Genomic DNA, 15917 nt, shown 5'->3' with positions numbered 1-15917 from the left:
CTTGTTATCATTTTGTGCCCCACTTACTGACCCACTGGCTGACGTCGGCATCGGTAATCCCAACGCTATCGTCGGCGCCGAGATCCACTTCCTCATGCCCTTCCGCAAGGCCGATGAAGGTGGCTGGCTCTTTGCCGAATATGGGCCGGATGCCTTCCATGACACCGATTGAACCAGGAGCGCCGTCGCAGACCAATAGGATGGTCAGCGCTCCATGATGAAAGGTCGCTGTTCCCACCTCGCCTTCGTCACCCACCTCCCCTGCTCGCTCGCACTGGTCCGCTGCCATTTCATCCATTTGCGCCGCAGCCAGGTCGGCGACGTTGGCGGAAGCAATCCGCGCGCGCCCCTCGTCCGACAGCCGTGCATACAATGCAGGCGACATCAGGATGAGCGAGACCACGACCAACGTTCCGTCCGGGAGACGGCCCAGAAATGCACCCCCCGTCCAACAGGGCGAGTCCACCAACGGATCAGCGTTCAGAGATTTTTCCCCTGAAGGGTTCGCGGCCAAAAAACGCTTTACCGCCAATTTCGCGGCTTGCGCACGGTCACGGCGGCCGGAGGCAGGCCATTTGCGGCTGGCCTGGCGCACGAGCTCGATCTTTCCGGCGACGCCAACGACATGGACGCGGCGGTATTCGGCCAGACGGTGCCGCAACGCCCGCGCCAACTCAATCGCGTCAACGGATGGGGAACTAGCGCTGGGGGTAGCCATAATTTGAATTTCTCCGCGAGAGGAGTATTTATGTAATTGCGAATTGTAATACTTTGGAGCTGATCATGAACGCAGTACTGCAACGAAGCGGCATGTACGACGACCTCGATAACGATGCGTACCACGCAGACCGCACCGCTGTTTCCTCCAGCGGCTTGAAGCAAATGCTTCGCTCGCCCGCGCATTACAAAGCGTACATCGACGGCAAGATTGAGACCACGGACGCGAAGGAACTCGGCACGGCTATCCACTGTGCGATCCTGGAGCCGGACAAGTTCAAGTCAGATTTCGTCATCGCGCCGAAGTTTGACCGCCGTACCAACGCAGGCAAGGCCGACGCGGAGGCCTTCGAGAAGGCGAACCTTGGCAAACAGATCATTACCAAGGACGAGGCCGAGCTGATTCAGTATATCCAGCACGCGGTCCATTCGCACAAGACGGCCCACGAACTGCTTGCACGCGGCGTGGCAGAAAAGTCGGTCTTCTGGAAAGACAAGCGGACAGGCCTGATGTGCAAGATCCGCCCGGACTGGCTCCACCCTGCGGCGATTTGCGACCTCAAAAGCGCGGTCGATGCCAGCCCGGTGGGGTTCGCCGCCGCCTGCGCCCGCATGCATTACGACCTGTCAGCGTACATGTACCGTCTGGGCATGAAGACGGTGACGGGCCGCGACATGCCCTTCATCTTCATTGCGCTGGAAAAGAACGTGCCCTACTGCCCGGCGGTGTATATGGCATCCGAAACGATGCTCAATAACGGGCGCCTGAAGTACGAGCGCGCGATGGACTCGCTGAAGATGTGCCTGGAAACGGGTCTGTGGCCGGGCTACCAGGCCGACGGCCGCGCGCAGGAAATCGACCTGCCCCGCTGGGCAATCCTGAACGGCAACACGCAGTTCTCGCTGCCGAACGATTAAAGTGCATGGCGGGTGCCCTTTTGGGGCACCTTTCAAAAGTTCGTTGCAGCGTTTGTTCTTTATAGTTTGCCCTTATGACAAACCGCCATACGGCGTGCCGTTAAGGAGCATTCCCATGCCACGTCTTACTCCCCACATAATCGCTATCGCCGTTGCCGGCGCTTTTGCCCTGCCCGCGGGTGCGCAAACGGACGTCGGAAGCAGTGCGCTTTCGGTGTCGCCCGCACAGCCACGCGCGTTCACCGATCTCGTCACAGTGTCGATGGCCTCTCGCTCCGACTGCGTCCCTGTCACGGCGTTACCGGCGACTGCCGACACCACCGGGTTGCCCTATTGCGTCGTGAGCTGGACGTCGGCGCCGGCCGGGCTGACGCAGGACACCTCCACTTCGTCCCCTCGCCTGACCGGCAAGCTGGCGGCGGCCGGGACTGCCCGGGTCGCCTACTCCCTGTCGCTAGTCGACGGGACAACGATCAGCCCGGAGGTGATGGAAACGGGGGCCATCGATATCGTGTCTGCCCTGCCTGCCCCCCGTGTTGAACTGAAGGGGCCAAAGGCGGTCGCCGCCGGCGCACCCGTCCGGTTCTCCGCAGTCGTGAAGGACCAACGCGTTCCCGCGGATGCAACCACCCTGCGCGGCGAATGGCTGCTCCCCGATGGGACTGTCGTTCCCGGACTGGGGCTGACCTGGACGCCGAAGGAGGAGGATTTTCAGGCAAACCGTCTGGCTACGCTGCAATTCCGGGCGTGGGTCGACGGGCATGAGAGCGATACCACCACATCCGGTAACGCCGTGGTTTCCATCAACAATGTCTGGCCTCGCTTCACGCTGAGCACCCGCACCGACGGAAATATTGCTCCCTTCAAGACGTGGCTGAAAGTCGGTATCGATCCAGCGGACAAGGATCTGCTCGGGCAGTTCGGGTCGAAAAACCCGCTGCGCATGAACTGGAGCGTGCCTGCCTCCGGTATTGCGGTGAAAAAGGCCGACAAGAACAATGCTGAGTTCACGGTGACGGCTGCCGGTACCTACCCCATAGCAGTTGAAGTCACCGACAGCCGGGGACGGTCCACGACCCTTGAGACCGTTCTCGAAGCCTACGCCCCGGCGGACTTCGATCTCGAATGGAGCATCAAGGCTTCCAATGCACTGAACCGGCGACCGGTTGAATTCAAGTTGGAGCCGCGCATTGCCGGCGGCCATCCGCGTGATCGTCTCAATGTTTTTGAATACTCGGTCAACGGGGCGCCGGTGGTCGGCAACGGATCGAAAGCCCGGCTCGCTTTTGATCAGGCGGGAACCTATTCCGTCACCCTCGATGCTCGTTCGAAACTTGGATTTGCTATTTCGCGTACCGTGGAGCTGACAGTAGCGCCCAACCAGTTGCCGCGTTGCTCGATGACCTACGACTACACCCCGGTCGACCGCGGCGGCAAGCGCAGCATTCTGGTACGGATGAATTGCACCGATCCGGACGGGAAGATCAAAGGGTACGCGTGGACCGCGGATGGGGTGCTCAATAAGAGCGCGGCCAGCAACGGCTATCGGTACACCTATGACGTTACCGTGTGCACGAGTGCCGGCAATACAACTCCCGACCCGGCCGCCTGCCCGGCCAATGCGATCCTCGATGTTGTCGTAAAGGACGACTCGGGCGACATCGCCGAGTATCGCTACGAGCTGCCGCGCCTGTATACGCAGTGTGCGGCGCAAGCGGATGGGCGCTGCAACACCGGCGACACAGTCCAACAGGACCCGACTAACGGCACATCCAATCCTGGTCGCAAACGCCTGTAGCACCGACCTACCCTGCCTCCCGGGGATTCCCCCGTATCCAGAACGGCATCTCACGCGACCGTAAGATGCCGTTTTTGGTGCTTTTACGAAATTTCCATGTCACGTCGTTATGGTTAAATCCATAGGCTCATCAACCACGTTATCTCCCCCTACCATGACCGATCACGTTCAAGAAGCCGTCACCCGTCAGAAACTCGTTGAGGACGTTCGCACCGTCATTGCTGACTGCGAATCGCTCCTGCGCTCTACGTCCGAAACAACCACTCAGGCAGCCAAGGAGCGCATTGAGCAGACCCTGCAGAGCGCACGGCAGCGCCTCGCCACGATTGAACAAACCGCACGTGTCTCTGCGCGCGTAACGAACGAGTACGTCAAAGAACATCCGTGGCACGCCGTGGGCATCGGCGCCCTCGCCGGCGCTGTCGTCGGCATCCTGATCGGCCGCCGCTGATCTGCAAGCGGTCCCGGTTCACCCGCCATGATGAAAGCTGCCCTTGCCGCTTTTCTCGCATTTGGCTTGCCGGCGATCGCCGTCGCGTCGTATCCCTTTCACGTCGTCGTCGACAAAAAAGATGCCGAGGCGCGCATCATCGCGGTGAATCGGGGATACGCGCCCGTCACAGTGTCGGTGGACATCCCCGCCACTGCTGACGACCGGAAAAACATCCGGTTGGAGGACCTGCCGGCGACGGCCAAGAAGTCCGTCGTCGCCGCTCGCTCGACCTCCACCGTCCTCACATTGCGCCCGGCCGCCCCCGACCAGCCCTACGTGTTCCGTTATACCTACCGATGGGCCTTCGGCGACGAACGCGCGATGCACGATGAAAACGCGCGGTACCGTCTACCCTTCCCTGATGGCATGACTTCGAGGATGGAGACGTCACTGGATGCGAGGCATACCGGATCCGCGCACCAGTTCGACATGGACATGGTCCTGCCGGAATGGACACCTGTCCTGGCGGCCCGGAGCGGCATCGTGTTCGATGTGCGGGGCTACCATGAAGGCGACCCTGCCAAACCGGGTTTCAGCCCGACAGAGGAAACAGAGGCGGGCCACGACTTGGGCGACCTGGTACGCGTTCTCCATGACGATGGCAGTCTTGCGCTTTACTCAAACCTGATGCCCTCCAGCGTCCTGGTCAAGCCTGGCCAACGCATCGAAGCCGGAACAAGGATTGCCTTTTCCGGAAATAGCGGTGACTCCCGGCGTCCGCACTTGCATTTCGGGGTGTACACGGTCACACCGCAACAGAAGATGCAATCCGTCCCGTGGTTCGTCTATACCAAGGAACGACCGCAGCTGCGCCCGTTCAGCGGAGACGAGCTGCTCGCAGATTATTCGATGCCCGCCGCGCCGCAGGAGCCGCAGGGCGAGCAACGACCGAACCGCCCATCCAAAGTCGAGGACATGGCGTTGGTGCTGAAGAGCCCGCACGCCAAGGAGCGCCCTGCGCGGGTGCAGGAGGACAGTACCAACCCGGCGGCGGAAGTTCCCGAGAAGAAGGAAGGCGGAAAATTCGTTTGGCTGGCGATTCTTGTCGTGGTCATCGTCTATATCGTGTACGCACGTAAAGAATCAGCAAGAAAGGCTGCGCAGCCGCAGCCTGAAGAGGTCAAATGAATGCTTACCTGAAGGCCTTTTCCGCCGTCATCCTCTGTCTCGTCCTCCCCGCCGCGCTCGCCGGGGATTTGTGGGTCAGCAAAGAGGAGCTCAACGCAGCACCAGTCAAGACCTACGATCGGAAAACACGCATGGCATTCATTGAGAAATGCCGGCGCCAGTTCGCCGCGGAGGAATCGTCGGTACCCGCGTGGTGCCCCTGTGCGTTCGACTTCGTAACGAAACACAACTACTACGTCGAATACCTTTCGTTCAAGGCAAAAGGATCAGAGATGAACCGTGCTTTGCGCCCGTACGCCCGCAACATTGCCCGCCAGTGCGGGTGGTCGGAGGATGGCGACGGCGCTCTAAGTGGTCCGGCGGCGAGCGCGCGCAGCGCGAAGAAGTAGCAAGCCGCCTTTCACGTCCCCTTCCCCGGATCTCCTGGCGAGACGTGGGTGGTAATTTGAGAAAAGGCGGGCGCACAGGATAATGATGGCAAAGGAGAGAAATGCCATGCATCTCGAACAAGCCGCCGCCGCCCTCGTCAACTCCGGAGAGTATCGACTTCTCCGCAAGTTCTGCCCCGTGGCGCAATACCACCAGCTTCCCGATTCATCCCCTCTCGCCCTCCTGCTCGATTGCGAAACCACAGGGTTAGATCCGGAGAAGGATCAGATCATCGAGCTGTCGTTCATTCTCTTCCAGTTCGACCCCGTCACCGGGCGGGTGGGCAGAGTCGTGGACTCCTACGAGGGATTGGAAGACCCCGGCTTCCCGCTGTCGGAGGACATCAAGCGGGTGACCGGGCTGACCGATGAGATGGTTGCCGGGCAGCGCATCGACCGTGGCCGTGTGGCGAAGGCTCTTGCGGAAGCGGCCATGGTGATCGCCCACAATTCCGGCTTCGACCGCAAATTCTGCGAGGCGTTGATGGTCGAGTTCGCGGAGAAGGAATGGGCATGCTCGATGGCCGACGTGCCGTGGAAGGAGTACGGCTACGCGAGCGCGTCGCTTGAATTCATCGCCTACAGGGCGGGCATTTTCTTCACTGGTCACCGGGCATTGATTGACGCCCAGGTAGCCCTGCACATCCTTGCTACCCCTGTGGTGAGAGAAACCCCGCCCATGCTCGATCTGCTACAGCGAGCCAAGCAGGGACTTGTCCGGGTTTGGGCGGAGCGATCGCCCTACGAGATGAAGGACACCCTGAAAAAGCGCGGGTATCGCTGGAATGACGGCGAAAACGGCAAACCGAAGGCGTGGTGGATGGAGCTCGACGCGGCGGCGCTGGACGCGGAACTGGAATACCTCGCGAACGACATTTACGGCCGGACGCTCAACATCCCGGTCGATTTCATCGATGCAACGGTCCGGTATTCCAGCCGCGACGGCGTTCGCAAGACGGTGACTCTGCCCTTTCAACCTGCTTGACCGCACCGCCGCGCGGAATCGCTCCTATTTCGGCGCGGTGATCGGCTTGCCGTTCGGGTCGGCTTTGGCAATGCCGGCAACCCTCATCACCGGCCCGGTATAACCGTCCTGCGGCATACGCTCGAGGAAGGCGATCACACGGTCACCCTCGGAGACCATCCCCAGGTCCTTCCCGTTCCGCAGCTTGGCTGGTACGCGTAGCGTTGCAGGCAGGACGTTCATCTGCGGAATGTACTCGTGGTCGATCACCATCTGGTCATTCGACTTCGTCTTGAGCGTTCCGAAAATGACCAGGTCGCTTGGCTTGTTCTTCGCCGCGTTCGCTTTGTCGGTGCCGGACAGCGCCGGCGTCTTGCTGGTGTCCCACAGCAGCATACTGTCGCGCTCTTCTTTCAGCGCCTGATACTGCTTCAGTTCTGCAGCTGACATCGGCTTGACCGCGTCAGCCGGAATTTTCCCCAACACGGTTGTCTGGGCGATGGCAGTCAGCGACAGCGTCGCGAGAAGCGCGGCAATCAGGGTTCGTTGCATGTTCATCCTCCAGTCGGTGTATTCACGGTAGGTGGATGATAGCGAAGATGTGTGACGGGGAAAGTTCGTAAAACGACCCTTTCGGGCGCGTTACACCGTTATCCACGCAATGGTCCAGCGGAAGTGCTCGAATGGTGCCCAAAAGGGTTCTCTTACGCCCGTCACGGTGTCACGCCTGCCGGTTATGATCGCTCCAACACCCTTTCTCCCCCGCCTATGAACCAATCTGTCATACCCCCGGCATTGCACTTCTATTCCTCGCAGGACAGTTACATCGGCCGTCATCGCCGTTGGCTGTGGTATATCTTTGGCGCGATCCTGCTGCTCGTCCTCGCGGTGTCCAAGGGGTCGTTCACCGCGTTGTTACTTGCCACCTTCGTGACGCTGCCAATTCTTGTGCTTGTCGACTGGCGGTATCGGCGCGCGCTTGCGCCCGGCAAAGCGTTGGTTACGCTCACGGACAGCGGCATAGAGTCCCCGTTCCTGACCGGCAGGCGGAAAACGTACCAGTGGAGTGAGGTTTCGGGACTAAGGCTACTTCAACAGCCGGGTAACGAAGCGCTGGCACTGACCCTGGTCGAGAAAAAGCCGAGCCGGCTGCGTTCCTTTTTTCAGCAGGAGCCGTCCATTCCATTGACCGCGCTTTCCGCCACCGATCGCACAGCGCTCCTTGCCGCCGTCCACGGGTACGTCAGTGCGGAATCGACAACAGAGGTAATGGATTTGAACCACGACATCAACGCTGCGGCCGAGTTTGAAAAGCGCTTGAAGGCGCTTGCGCCGCACGCGTGGGTGACCTACGCCCTCGTCGGTGTCAATGTCGCGATCTGGCTGCTCACCCTGGCACTCGGCGCCGAGCTGCTGGACGCTCCGACGGCAAAGCTATTTGCATGGGGCGGTAACGCTGCTTCGGAGGTGCAGCGTGGAGACTGGTGGCGGCTCGTGTCCGCGATGTTTCTGCACAGCGGCGTGCTGCACGTCGGGATGAACATGGTCGGGCTTGTCGCCGCCGGCGTGACGGTAGAACGGATTTTCGGACATCGGCAGTATGCCTTGATCTACTTCGGCTCCGGCCTGCTTGGCGGGGCCTTGAGCCTGCACTTCTCCGCGCAAAAAGCCGTTTCCGTCGGCGCATCAGGCGCGGTCTTCGGGATCGCGGGAGCACTGCTGGTGGCGGTCTACCAGCACCGGGACAGCCTGCCCAAGGTGTTTAGCAGCCGCACGCTGTCCAGCATGGGGTTTTTCGTTCTCTATTCGCTCTTGCAGGGATTCGGCAAGCAGGGGATCGACAACGCGGCGCACATTGGCGGCTTGATTGGCGGCATGGCGCTCGCCTTCATTCTGCCGGAAAGGTTCGATCCCGAGTACTTCCGCCGGCGCTTCCGGACCGGCGTGGCGGCGGCAATCGCTGCCCTTGGCATTTCCGTAGCCGCTGTTGTAGTGGCGGCGCCCGCAGCGATCATCGACCAGCGCCAGGTGTTCGCATCGGCAGCAGCGTTTGAGAAAGGCATGCACTCGCTGCAGGCAGCGCTTGCGGCGCTCCAGCAGGAGCAAGAGGCGGTGAAAAGCGGGAGGCTGTCGGAACGCGAGGCGGATGACCGCTCGCGCACGGTGTTTGCACCGCGGTTCCGGGCCTTGCATCAGGAATTGATGGCAATCGAGTTTGTGCCTGGCGACCCGCGCGCGGCATTTCTGAGCGAGGCCGCGCGCTTCACCGAGTTGACCGGCGAGATACTGGCCATGGAATCGGTATTGTCGGAGGGAACCGGCAAGTACGAACCGGCTGACCGGTTGCGTGCCGAGGCGATCAACCAGGAGATCGCGCAGATCGACGCGCGGATGTCCCAGTGGGCGAAGGACGCGGCGGCGAAGCGTCCTCGCAAGCTTTAACCTGCGGCGGCGCGATCGCCGCCGCACGGAACATCAAGCTTCCGTTACGCCTCGCCGACAAGCGCAAGCAGTCCGGCCTCGTCGAGCGTCGGGACGCCGAGCGACGTGGCTTTCGCCAACTTCGATCCAGCGCCCTCCCCGACCACGACAAACGCAGTTCTCTTTGACACGGAGTCGGATGTTTTCCCGCCGTGCTTTTCGACCAGTGCCTTTGCCGCTTCCCGAGAAAGCGACGGCAGCGTGCCAGTCACGACGATAGTCTTTCCTGCGAGCGAATCGGACGCCCTCGCTGCTTTCGGGTTCTCGGCCCGGACGCCATACTGCACCAGGCGTTGGACCGTCTCCCGGTTGCGCGGATCAGCGAAGTAGCCGGTAATGCTGGCAGCAATGGTCGTTCCCACCTCATCGACTTCTTGCAACTGCGCATCCGAAGCGCCGATGATCGCGTCCAGGTCGGCGAAGTGGGCGGCGAGATCCTTCGCGGTCTGCTCGCCCACGTTCGGTATTCCAAGCGCGTAAATCACGCGGTACAGCGGCTGCGCCTTGCTTTTTTCGATGGCCGCGACAAGGTTGGCTGCGGACTTGTTGCCGAAGCCGTCCAGCGTAACCAGTTGATCGACGGACAGTGTGTAGAGATCAGCGGGTGTTTCCACCAGGTCGTTATCGACCAGCTGGTCGACGGTTTTCTCGCCCAAGCCTTCGATGTCCATCATCAGGCGGCCTGCGAAGTGGGTCAGCGCGCGGCGCGACTGTGCGGTACAGGCGTCGCCGGTGCAGCGTACTGCCGACTCCCCTTCCACCTTTTCAGTGGGGGCCTTGCAATGCGGGCAATGTGTCGGAAACACGAATGGCGTCGTGCCTTCGGGCCGCTTTTCGTGAAGCACGCGCTCGATGGCGGGAATCACATCGCCGCGGCGCGAAACGATGACGCGGTCGCCGACACGCACATCGAGAGCCGCAATAATGTAGCCGTTGTGCAAGGTGATGCTGCTGACGTTGACCCCGCCGACAAAGACGGTGCGAATCTTGGCAACCGGGGTCAACTTGCTGGTGCGTCCGACTTGGGTGACGATATCGAGCACTTCGGATTCGGCTTCTTCCGGCGCGAACTTGTATGCCGTAGCGAAACGCGGTTCGCGAGAGACAAACCCCAGCCGACGCTGATAGTCACGGCGGTTCACGGTGAATACCGTGCCGTCGACTTCAAACGGTAGAGCGCCACGCTTGGCTTCGATTTCACGGTAAAAAGCGTGGATTCCCGCAATGCCGTGGACGGTGCGCAGCGCCCCCTCCACCGGCAGTCCCGCGCCTTTGGCCCACGCCAGCGCCTCGGCATGCGTTGCGAAGTCGAAACCGGCTTCGTCGCACAGCACGTTGTAGGCATAGAAGGACAACCGGCGCTTTGCAGCTTCGGACGGATCAAGCAGACGCAGCGATCCTGCAGCGGCGTTGCGGGGATTGGCAAACTTCTTTGCTCCGATGGCTACCTGATGCTCATTGAGATTTGCGAAATCGGTCTTGAACATCAGCACTTCGCCGCGAATCTCGACCCGACGAGGGATGCGGTCGCCGGACAGGCGAAGCGGAATGGAGCGAATCGTCCTGATATTTTCGATCACGCGCTCGCCCGAGGCGCCATCGCCGCGCGTCACCCCGTCCACGAGGATGCCGTCTTCATAACGCAGTCCGACCGCAAGTCCATCGAACTTCAACATCGGCAGGTATTCCACCTGGTCGTCCGCAGGCAGCTCCAGACCGTCGCGCACGCGCTTGTCGAAGCCAGCAATGTCGTCCTCGGTGAACGCGTTACCCAGCGATAGCATCGGCACGTTGTGCGCGACGACCACGGCGCCGGCGCGCGGTGTACCGCTCACACGCAGCGTCGGCGAATCCGCCGTCTGGAGGTCCGGGTGGGCACGCTCAATCTCCTTGAGTTCCCGGAACAACGAATCGTATTGGGCGTCGCTCATGAACGGGTCATCGAGGACGTAGTAGGCGTGATCGGCTTGTTGGATTTCTGCGCGGAGGCTGGCGGCGCGTTGGGCGATCTGGTGTTTGTCTTCCATGTTTTCCTTTTCGGCTCAAGGGTGCCGTTGCCACCTACTATACGGAGCCGCCAGCGCGATTCAAATTCCCGATTTCCATTGCTGGTAATTGGATTGCGTTTTCCCGAAATTGTATCTTCATATCGTGATCAATCACATGCCGCCGGCGCCCCGTTTGCACGAGATTCAACGCTGGCGGCTTCTTTTCTTACAGGGAGAATCTATGCACCGCCAACCCATACCCGTAGCGCATGAGACGCTTGCCGTTATTGAGCCTACCCATCTTGATGATGTGAGCGCCGACCCGCGATGGGCGGCGGTCTATCAGGGCAGTGACCAGTTCATCGGCGCGTTCAAAGACCCGGAAGGCACGATCTGGAGCCTGGAGCGCCCGCGCGCGGACGGCGCGGCTGCGATGCTCAACATGGGTTCGGAACGCGACATGGAACGCTTCGTGTCCGACATGCTGCTGTTCGCGCAAAACGGATGGGTGAGCGTTGACGATATTGAAGCGCTCGCGCTTGCCAACTAACGGAGGGATCATGCAGACAGCGCAGGATCAATCCGTGGCACGGTCGAACCGCCCTGAAACGCGCAACCCCCTGCTGCGGCTGCCGAGTTCAGCGAAACTGGCGGCGTTGCCTCCCGAGGCACGCGAAGCGTTGCGTGAGGTGTTATTGGAGCTTCGAGCTGATGCGCAGGTGAATGCGGAGTACTGTTGGAGGCGTCACAAAGCACCGATGGCCGCATACTTCAAGGCGCTCAGCGTGTATTGCGGCCACTGTGCGAGATTGCTGCGCGCTCCCAAGCCGCCCGTTTAAGCCCTACTGCCGTTGCGGCGCGACTGCCTGACCGCTGCGGGTGCGCGCCAGCTCCAGCGTTTCGGTCCGCTGCTGCTCCAGCGTCTTTCCAGCCTCAGATGGAGGGAACACTGGGGCACCGGAAGGAATCGACTTCAGGAAGGCCGGAAACACCGCAACCGAGTACTCCCGTTGCGTGATCTTGCCGTCGCTCAAGGACTGCGAGACCTCGTACTGCTCCCCGGGTCCACCCTGCAGCAGCACGACGCGCGCCTGGTAATAGGCGGATTGTCCTGCTTCCGTAATGAACTCGAGCGGGTTGTACTTGAACGCGAGAACCAGGACGGCGACGATCAGGACCGCTGGCCACCATGATGATCGGCGCGTGGTCGGAAAGCGTGAGGTCGTGTTCATGGCGTATCCGTGCTATCTGCCGATCGCAAGTGCTCCAGGTCACGGCGTACTGCCGGCGGCAAGAGATCGGCTCGTGTCGCTTCCGACCACTTCTCCTTTTCGGCGATCTTCCAGATTGCGGTCGATAGGGCTGCTACGATGGCGAAGCCGTGCACTCCGGACGCAGTCAGGTTTTCCACTGCACCATGCAGGACTGCCTCCGCCGTCTCGACTCCTGCGACACCGCGCTTGGGAGTCAGTGGCATGCTGCGGAAAAAGGCTTCGCCAGCGGATTCTTGTTTGTTGTCACTCATGTTTGTCTTTCTGGTCATAGCCCCTGCACCGGCACGCTCTTGCCCATGGACTTGATGCGGTCCAGGTCGCCCGTGTCCAGGTTAAACCATTCGCCTTCGAGGCGCTTGGCATGGAACATCTGGTGAAAATTGCGCTCGGCGTGGGAGTAATCCTCGAACCACGCGTAATGCTCGACCGAGATGGGGAACGGCAGCTTGACGGCAAAAAGCCGCGTGCGCTCCCTCACGTTGACCGACTTGCCGATCTTGTAGCCGTGCGGGGACTTGATGACGTAGACATAGCCGCCGGTGGGCGAGCTGCTCGGGCGCGGTCCTTCAGCACGCGGGCGCGGCGGTGCGGCGCCGAAGGACATGTCCGCGTAGTCGGGGAAAGCATCCTCGAACAACGAGGCGAGCATATAGTTGACGACCACGTCCGGCGCGAATCCGAAGAACGGCTTCTCCTGCTTCCAGAATCGGCGGCCACTGGCGCTTGGCCGGAAGGTGTTGTCGGCAGGGACCCATGCCACTTCTGCTGCGCCGGAGTCGCCCCGAATGGCGCGAACGATGCCAAGCCTCTTGGTGACGCCAAGCTGCTGGCCGTCGTCCCACGCCGCAAGTACGATGCCGTGGCCGGGCTTGAACGACATGATCAGTTCGCGCGGTTCGATCATGATGGTGGCGCCCGGTGCAAGTTCGCGTTCGACCAGTTTTGCCGGGTCCAACCGCCAGTATTTTTTTGGTGACATTGTTCCCTTATCCATTCATCGGCGCGCGGGCGCCCCTGTATATTCGAGCGAGCGCCAGGTTCTGCCTACCCGCACATCTGCTTTGAGCCGCACCAGTTCGCGCGACAGGAACGCCAGGTCGCGGCCGGCGCGCAGCAGCTTGCCGGTGGAGTCCAACAGGATACCTGCCCCGGCCATGATGCCCTCCAGGTCCTTGTAGGCGTTCAAGAGCGCCGCAGCTTTCTTGGCCCCGATCCGATCGACGCCGGGGATGCCGTCTGAACTGTCGCCGGCCAGTGCAAGGAAGTCTGTCAGCATCTCGGGCGGCACGCCAAAGCGATTGAGCACCCAGTCGCGGTCGTGCCACTTGCTCTCGAAGTGGTCCCAGAGCAGCGCGCCGTAGGCGATCAGCACATGCAGGTCTTTGTCGGTTGCCGCGACCACGGCGTCGCCCCGCCCTTCTGCCAGCCACTTCATGACCACCGTATTGATGACATCATCGGCCTCGACGCCGGGAACGGAGATAGGCGCGAAACCGAGATTGGGCAACGTCTCGTAGAACGCTGGGAGCCGGGAGCGCAGCGCCTCAGGCATCGGCTCGCGATTCTGCTTATAGGCGGGATAGAGTTCGTGCCGCCAGGTCTGGCCGCCGTAGTCGAAAGCGGCGGCAATGTGTGTGGGCGCATGCCCTTCGATCAGAATTCGAAACGAGGAAAAGGTCTTGTCCAGCGCCGCTTCGGCCTTCTCGGGCGTGTCGTCGCCCGGGATTGCCTTGTACACCCGGCGCACGAAGCTGAGCCCGTCAATGGCGAGAAGTTTTCCCATGGCCGACATGATACTAAACCGTCGCGCAGAGTAGCCCGCCAGGAGAGGAATTTTCTGCTCCGACGCGCATGGGAGGGAAATCGCAGTCCGCCGCTTTCGGATACGGCAATGGCGGCGCGAAGCGTGCGGCGTAGAGACGGCGCTCGCGGCGGTCGCCCACGGAATAGACGTACACGAAGTTGCCGGGATGCCGCACGCGGGTGAACGGCCCCTCGCGCAACGCGCGGCGAAGGTACTCGTCGGCCGGCTCTCCGGCCCGTCGCGCTGGAGCGCCAGCGGCAAGGAGCTGGCGGTACGCATAATCGGCGCCCGTTTCGTCACCCCGGATTTTGCTCAATGTGCGTTCGCTGACAATCAGTCCGGAACGGGTCAATACGAGCGTGCGGGCAGCCGAGCGCCCCACCATGCGCGCATTGATCGCCTGGTAGATGACGCCCATATGGCCCGGCTTGACGCATTCGCCTGCGTCGTTGATGCGCGGGACGGGATCGGAGTAGCTGACAACAGCGCGGATACTCGTTTCACGCTGCAGCAGGCGGTTTGCCGCCGCAGCAAAGAAGGACTCGCCGTTGGACTCCACGTTGTCCAGCAGCACGAAACGCCCGAGTTCGGCGCCGGTTTGGTGATCTGTTCCGAGGTGCTTGGCCAACACGGCGTTCGTCATGGGGACGCTGAAGATGCAAACGCCGGCCAGGTGCGACTTCTCGAACGGCATTTTGCGCATGAGACCCACCCGGAGGCGCGACGCGGGCATCGAGCCGCTGTAATGGTGCTGCGCGCAGAAGTCCTTGGCCTCGGTTTCGGCGAGTAGCACTACTTCATGCCGGCTTGGATTGAATGCCTCGCCCACGGGTCGGAACGTGGTGCGGCGATGGCGCCAGCGTTGGCATACCTGCGGCAATTCCCGATGAGCAAGAGAGGTCATGCCTCCATGCTATCGACTCGTCCGCACAGATCAAATTACCGCCAAGGCTGACCGGGTATCGAAGAGCGAGGTCAATTATCGTAGTCGTCGTGGCTGGGCGCGGACCCGAACTGGCCTGAGCCAAACTCCCTGAACGCGTGCATGCCCCTTGTGGCGTCGAGTTCACGTTCATCCGGACGGTACCGTGTGTCGGCCTGTTCATCCAGTGCCTGTCGCAGCTTTGCCCCGAGGATGTCGTTGATCGGCGGCCGCGGCTTGGCAGGCTTTGGGGAAGATTTTTGCGGCCCTTTGGGATTACCCTTCGCCGGCTGCGGCTTGGCGGACGGCCGCGCGGTGACGGACGGCTGTTTCTTTCCCTTGCGTATAGCTGCTTTGTTGGACTTGGATTGCGCCCTCGCCTGCAGCTTCTGCAGTGCGAGCTGGAGCGGGGTCAACGGCTTGTCCCGCACTTCTGGCTTGATGAGGACGGGGTCTGAATAGGTCGTAGACACGCGTCCTACATAGTCATATTCAATTTTGGCGTTGATGCGCGTCTTGCCTTCCGCGTTTCGGCTGTGGACGACGAAGTCCGCATGGTCTGGGTCGCGCCATGTTATCGCCGCTACCACCCCTTTACCCTCGGCCATGATGTCGCTGGTGCGATAAGCCATAGCGCCGGGGGTGAGCAGCCGGAACGGATATGCGGTCGCGAAGGTGACGGTGCAGTGATGCCCCGGCCGCAAGCGTTGGAGGTGGGCCAGGCACAGGGTCTTGAAGCGGTCCATGGTCATGGCGCTACTGGTGCTCACGCGCGTCGCCTCTTCGGCGGCCTGGCGGACGATCTGTGCTTCGCTGCGATGCACTACTGGCGGGGTACGGCGTCCCTTGATGATGCCCAGGCCGTCGCAGTGCATGCAATTCGGATTTTCACCACCGCATGTGCAAGGGACCTCGACCGATGGGACTTGCTGCGACGGCGGCAGCACCGTTTTCCGACCACCGCGTACGATTCTAGCCATCGAGCCGATCCTCCATGTCAGT

The 15917-nt window shown here is 61.4% G+C and carries 18 protein-coding genes; 9 read left to right on the top strand and 9 right to left on the bottom strand.

Translation table 11 applies throughout. The annotated features are described in order from the left end of the window. Nucleotides 1-7 precede the first annotated feature (7 nt). Complete coding sequence (locus AC3WOY_RS29040; RefSeq protein ID WP_492430040.1) at nt 8-718, bottom strand: hypothetical protein; 711 nt, start codon at nt 716-718, stop codon at nt 8-10. Nucleotides 719-783: 65 nt separating this feature from the next. Here AC3WOY_RS29040 and AC3WOY_RS29035 point away from each other — a divergent pair, with 65 nt between their 5' ends. The 6 genes from AC3WOY_RS29035 to AC3WOY_RS29010 all read left to right on the top strand — a co-directional run bounded on the left by AC3WOY_RS29035 (nt 784) and on the right by AC3WOY_RS29010 (nt 6467). Beyond that, on the top strand, nt 784-1635 hold the full coding sequence (locus tag AC3WOY_RS29035) for a PD-(D/E)XK nuclease-like domain-containing protein (RefSeq protein ID WP_492430039.1): 852 nt from the start codon (nt 784-786) through the stop codon (nt 1633-1635). Between the two features lie 115 nt (nt 1636-1750). Continuing rightward, entirely contained in the window at nt 1751-3433 is a 1683-nt protein-coding gene (locus AC3WOY_RS29030) for a hypothetical protein (RefSeq protein ID WP_492430038.1), read from the top strand. A gap of 154 nt (nt 3434-3587) precedes the next feature. Further along, the gene (locus AC3WOY_RS29025; protein ID WP_492430037.1) at nt 3588-3884 is read left to right on the top strand and encodes an ElaB/YgaM/YqjD family protein; all 297 of its coding nucleotides are present in this window, start codon (nt 3588-3590) and stop codon (nt 3882-3884) included. 27 nt (nt 3885-3911) lie between these two features. Next, a complete protein-coding gene (locus tag AC3WOY_RS29020; protein WP_492430036.1) occupies nt 3912-5054 on the top strand; it encodes a peptidoglycan DD-metalloendopeptidase family protein in 1143 nt (380 codons plus the stop codon). Continuing rightward, entirely contained in the window at nt 5051-5443 is a 393-nt protein-coding gene (locus AC3WOY_RS29015) for a hypothetical protein (protein ID WP_492430035.1), read from the top strand. Before AC3WOY_RS29020 ends, AC3WOY_RS29015 begins: the two co-directional genes overlap by 4 nt. Nucleotides 5444-5525: 82 nt before the next feature. Beyond that, nucleotides 5526-6467 carry a 3'-5' exonuclease gene (locus tag AC3WOY_RS29010; protein ID WP_492430034.1) on the top strand — a complete coding sequence of 314 codons (942 nt, stop codon included), beginning with the start codon at nt 5526-5528 and terminating at the stop codon, nt 6465-6467. A 24-nt stretch (nt 6468-6491) separates the two neighbouring features. Here the strand turns inward: AC3WOY_RS29010 and AC3WOY_RS29005 are convergent, their stop codons facing one another. Continuing rightward, the gene (locus AC3WOY_RS29005; protein WP_492430033.1) at nt 6492-6998 is read right to left on the bottom strand and encodes a hypothetical protein; all 507 of its coding nucleotides are present in this window, start codon (nt 6996-6998) and stop codon (nt 6492-6494) included. 51 nt (nt 6999-7049) lie between these two features. Here AC3WOY_RS29005 and AC3WOY_RS29000 point away from each other — a divergent pair, with 51 nt between their 5' ends. Continuing rightward, on the top strand, nt 7050-8888 hold the full coding sequence (locus tag AC3WOY_RS29000) for a rhomboid family intramembrane serine protease (protein WP_492430032.1): 1839 nt from the start codon (nt 7050-7052) through the stop codon (nt 8886-8888). Nucleotides 8889-8932: 44 nt separating this feature from the next. On the opposite strand, the gene ligA is transcribed toward AC3WOY_RS29000, so the two are convergent. Then, nucleotides 8933-10954 carry an NAD-dependent DNA ligase LigA gene (gene ligA, locus AC3WOY_RS28995; RefSeq protein ID WP_492430031.1) on the bottom strand — a complete coding sequence of 674 codons (2022 nt, stop codon included), beginning with the start codon at nt 10952-10954 and terminating at the stop codon, nt 8933-8935. Nucleotides 10955-11156: 202 nt separating this feature from the next. Between ligA and AC3WOY_RS28990 the strand changes: the two genes are divergently transcribed. Both AC3WOY_RS28990 and AC3WOY_RS28985 read left to right on the top strand, forming a co-directional pair. Next, nucleotides 11157-11465, top strand: coding sequence for a hypothetical protein (locus tag AC3WOY_RS28990; RefSeq protein WP_492430030.1), 309 nt, complete (start codon nt 11157-11159; stop codon nt 11463-11465). A 10-nt stretch (nt 11466-11475) separates the two neighbouring features. Next, a complete protein-coding gene (locus AC3WOY_RS28985; RefSeq protein WP_492430029.1) occupies nt 11476-11754 on the top strand; it encodes a hypothetical protein in 279 nt (92 codons plus the stop codon). 3 nt (nt 11755-11757) lie between these two features. Here AC3WOY_RS28985 and AC3WOY_RS28980 read toward each other — a convergent pair whose 3' ends face one another. The 6 genes from AC3WOY_RS28980 to AC3WOY_RS28955 form a co-directional block, all read right to left on the bottom strand. After that, a complete protein-coding gene (locus tag AC3WOY_RS28980) occupies nt 11758-12147 on the bottom strand; it encodes a hypothetical protein (RefSeq protein ID WP_492430028.1) in 390 nt (129 codons plus the stop codon). Next, nucleotides 12144-12440, bottom strand: coding sequence for a hypothetical protein (locus AC3WOY_RS28975; protein ID WP_492430027.1), 297 nt, complete (start codon nt 12438-12440; stop codon nt 12144-12146). The genes AC3WOY_RS28980 and AC3WOY_RS28975 overlap by 4 nt, the downstream gene beginning before the upstream one ends. A 14-nt stretch (nt 12441-12454) precedes the next feature. Next, nucleotides 12455-13168, bottom strand: a complete 714-nt coding sequence (locus AC3WOY_RS28970) for a GIY-YIG nuclease family protein (RefSeq protein ID WP_492430026.1) — start codon at nt 13166-13168, stop codon at nt 12455-12457. A 15-nt stretch (nt 13169-13183) separates the two neighbouring features. Then, a complete protein-coding gene (locus tag AC3WOY_RS28965) occupies nt 13184-13972 on the bottom strand; it encodes a 5'-3' exonuclease (RefSeq protein WP_492430025.1) in 789 nt (262 codons plus the stop codon). A gap of 13 nt (nt 13973-13985) precedes the next feature. After that, complete coding sequence (locus AC3WOY_RS28960; RefSeq protein ID WP_492430024.1) at nt 13986-14897, bottom strand: Mom family adenine methylcarbamoylation protein; 912 nt, start codon at nt 14895-14897, stop codon at nt 13986-13988. Nucleotides 14898-14968: 71 nt separating this feature from the next. After that, nucleotides 14969-15790 carry a hypothetical protein gene (locus tag AC3WOY_RS28955; protein WP_492430023.1) on the bottom strand — a complete coding sequence of 274 codons (822 nt, stop codon included), beginning with the start codon at nt 15788-15790 and terminating at the stop codon, nt 14969-14971. Nucleotides 15791-15917 lie beyond the last annotated feature (127 nt).

Source organism: Noviherbaspirillum sp. FW303-A3 (genome assembly GCF_058788695.1).
This window is presented reverse-complemented; position numbering and strand designations above follow the sequence as displayed.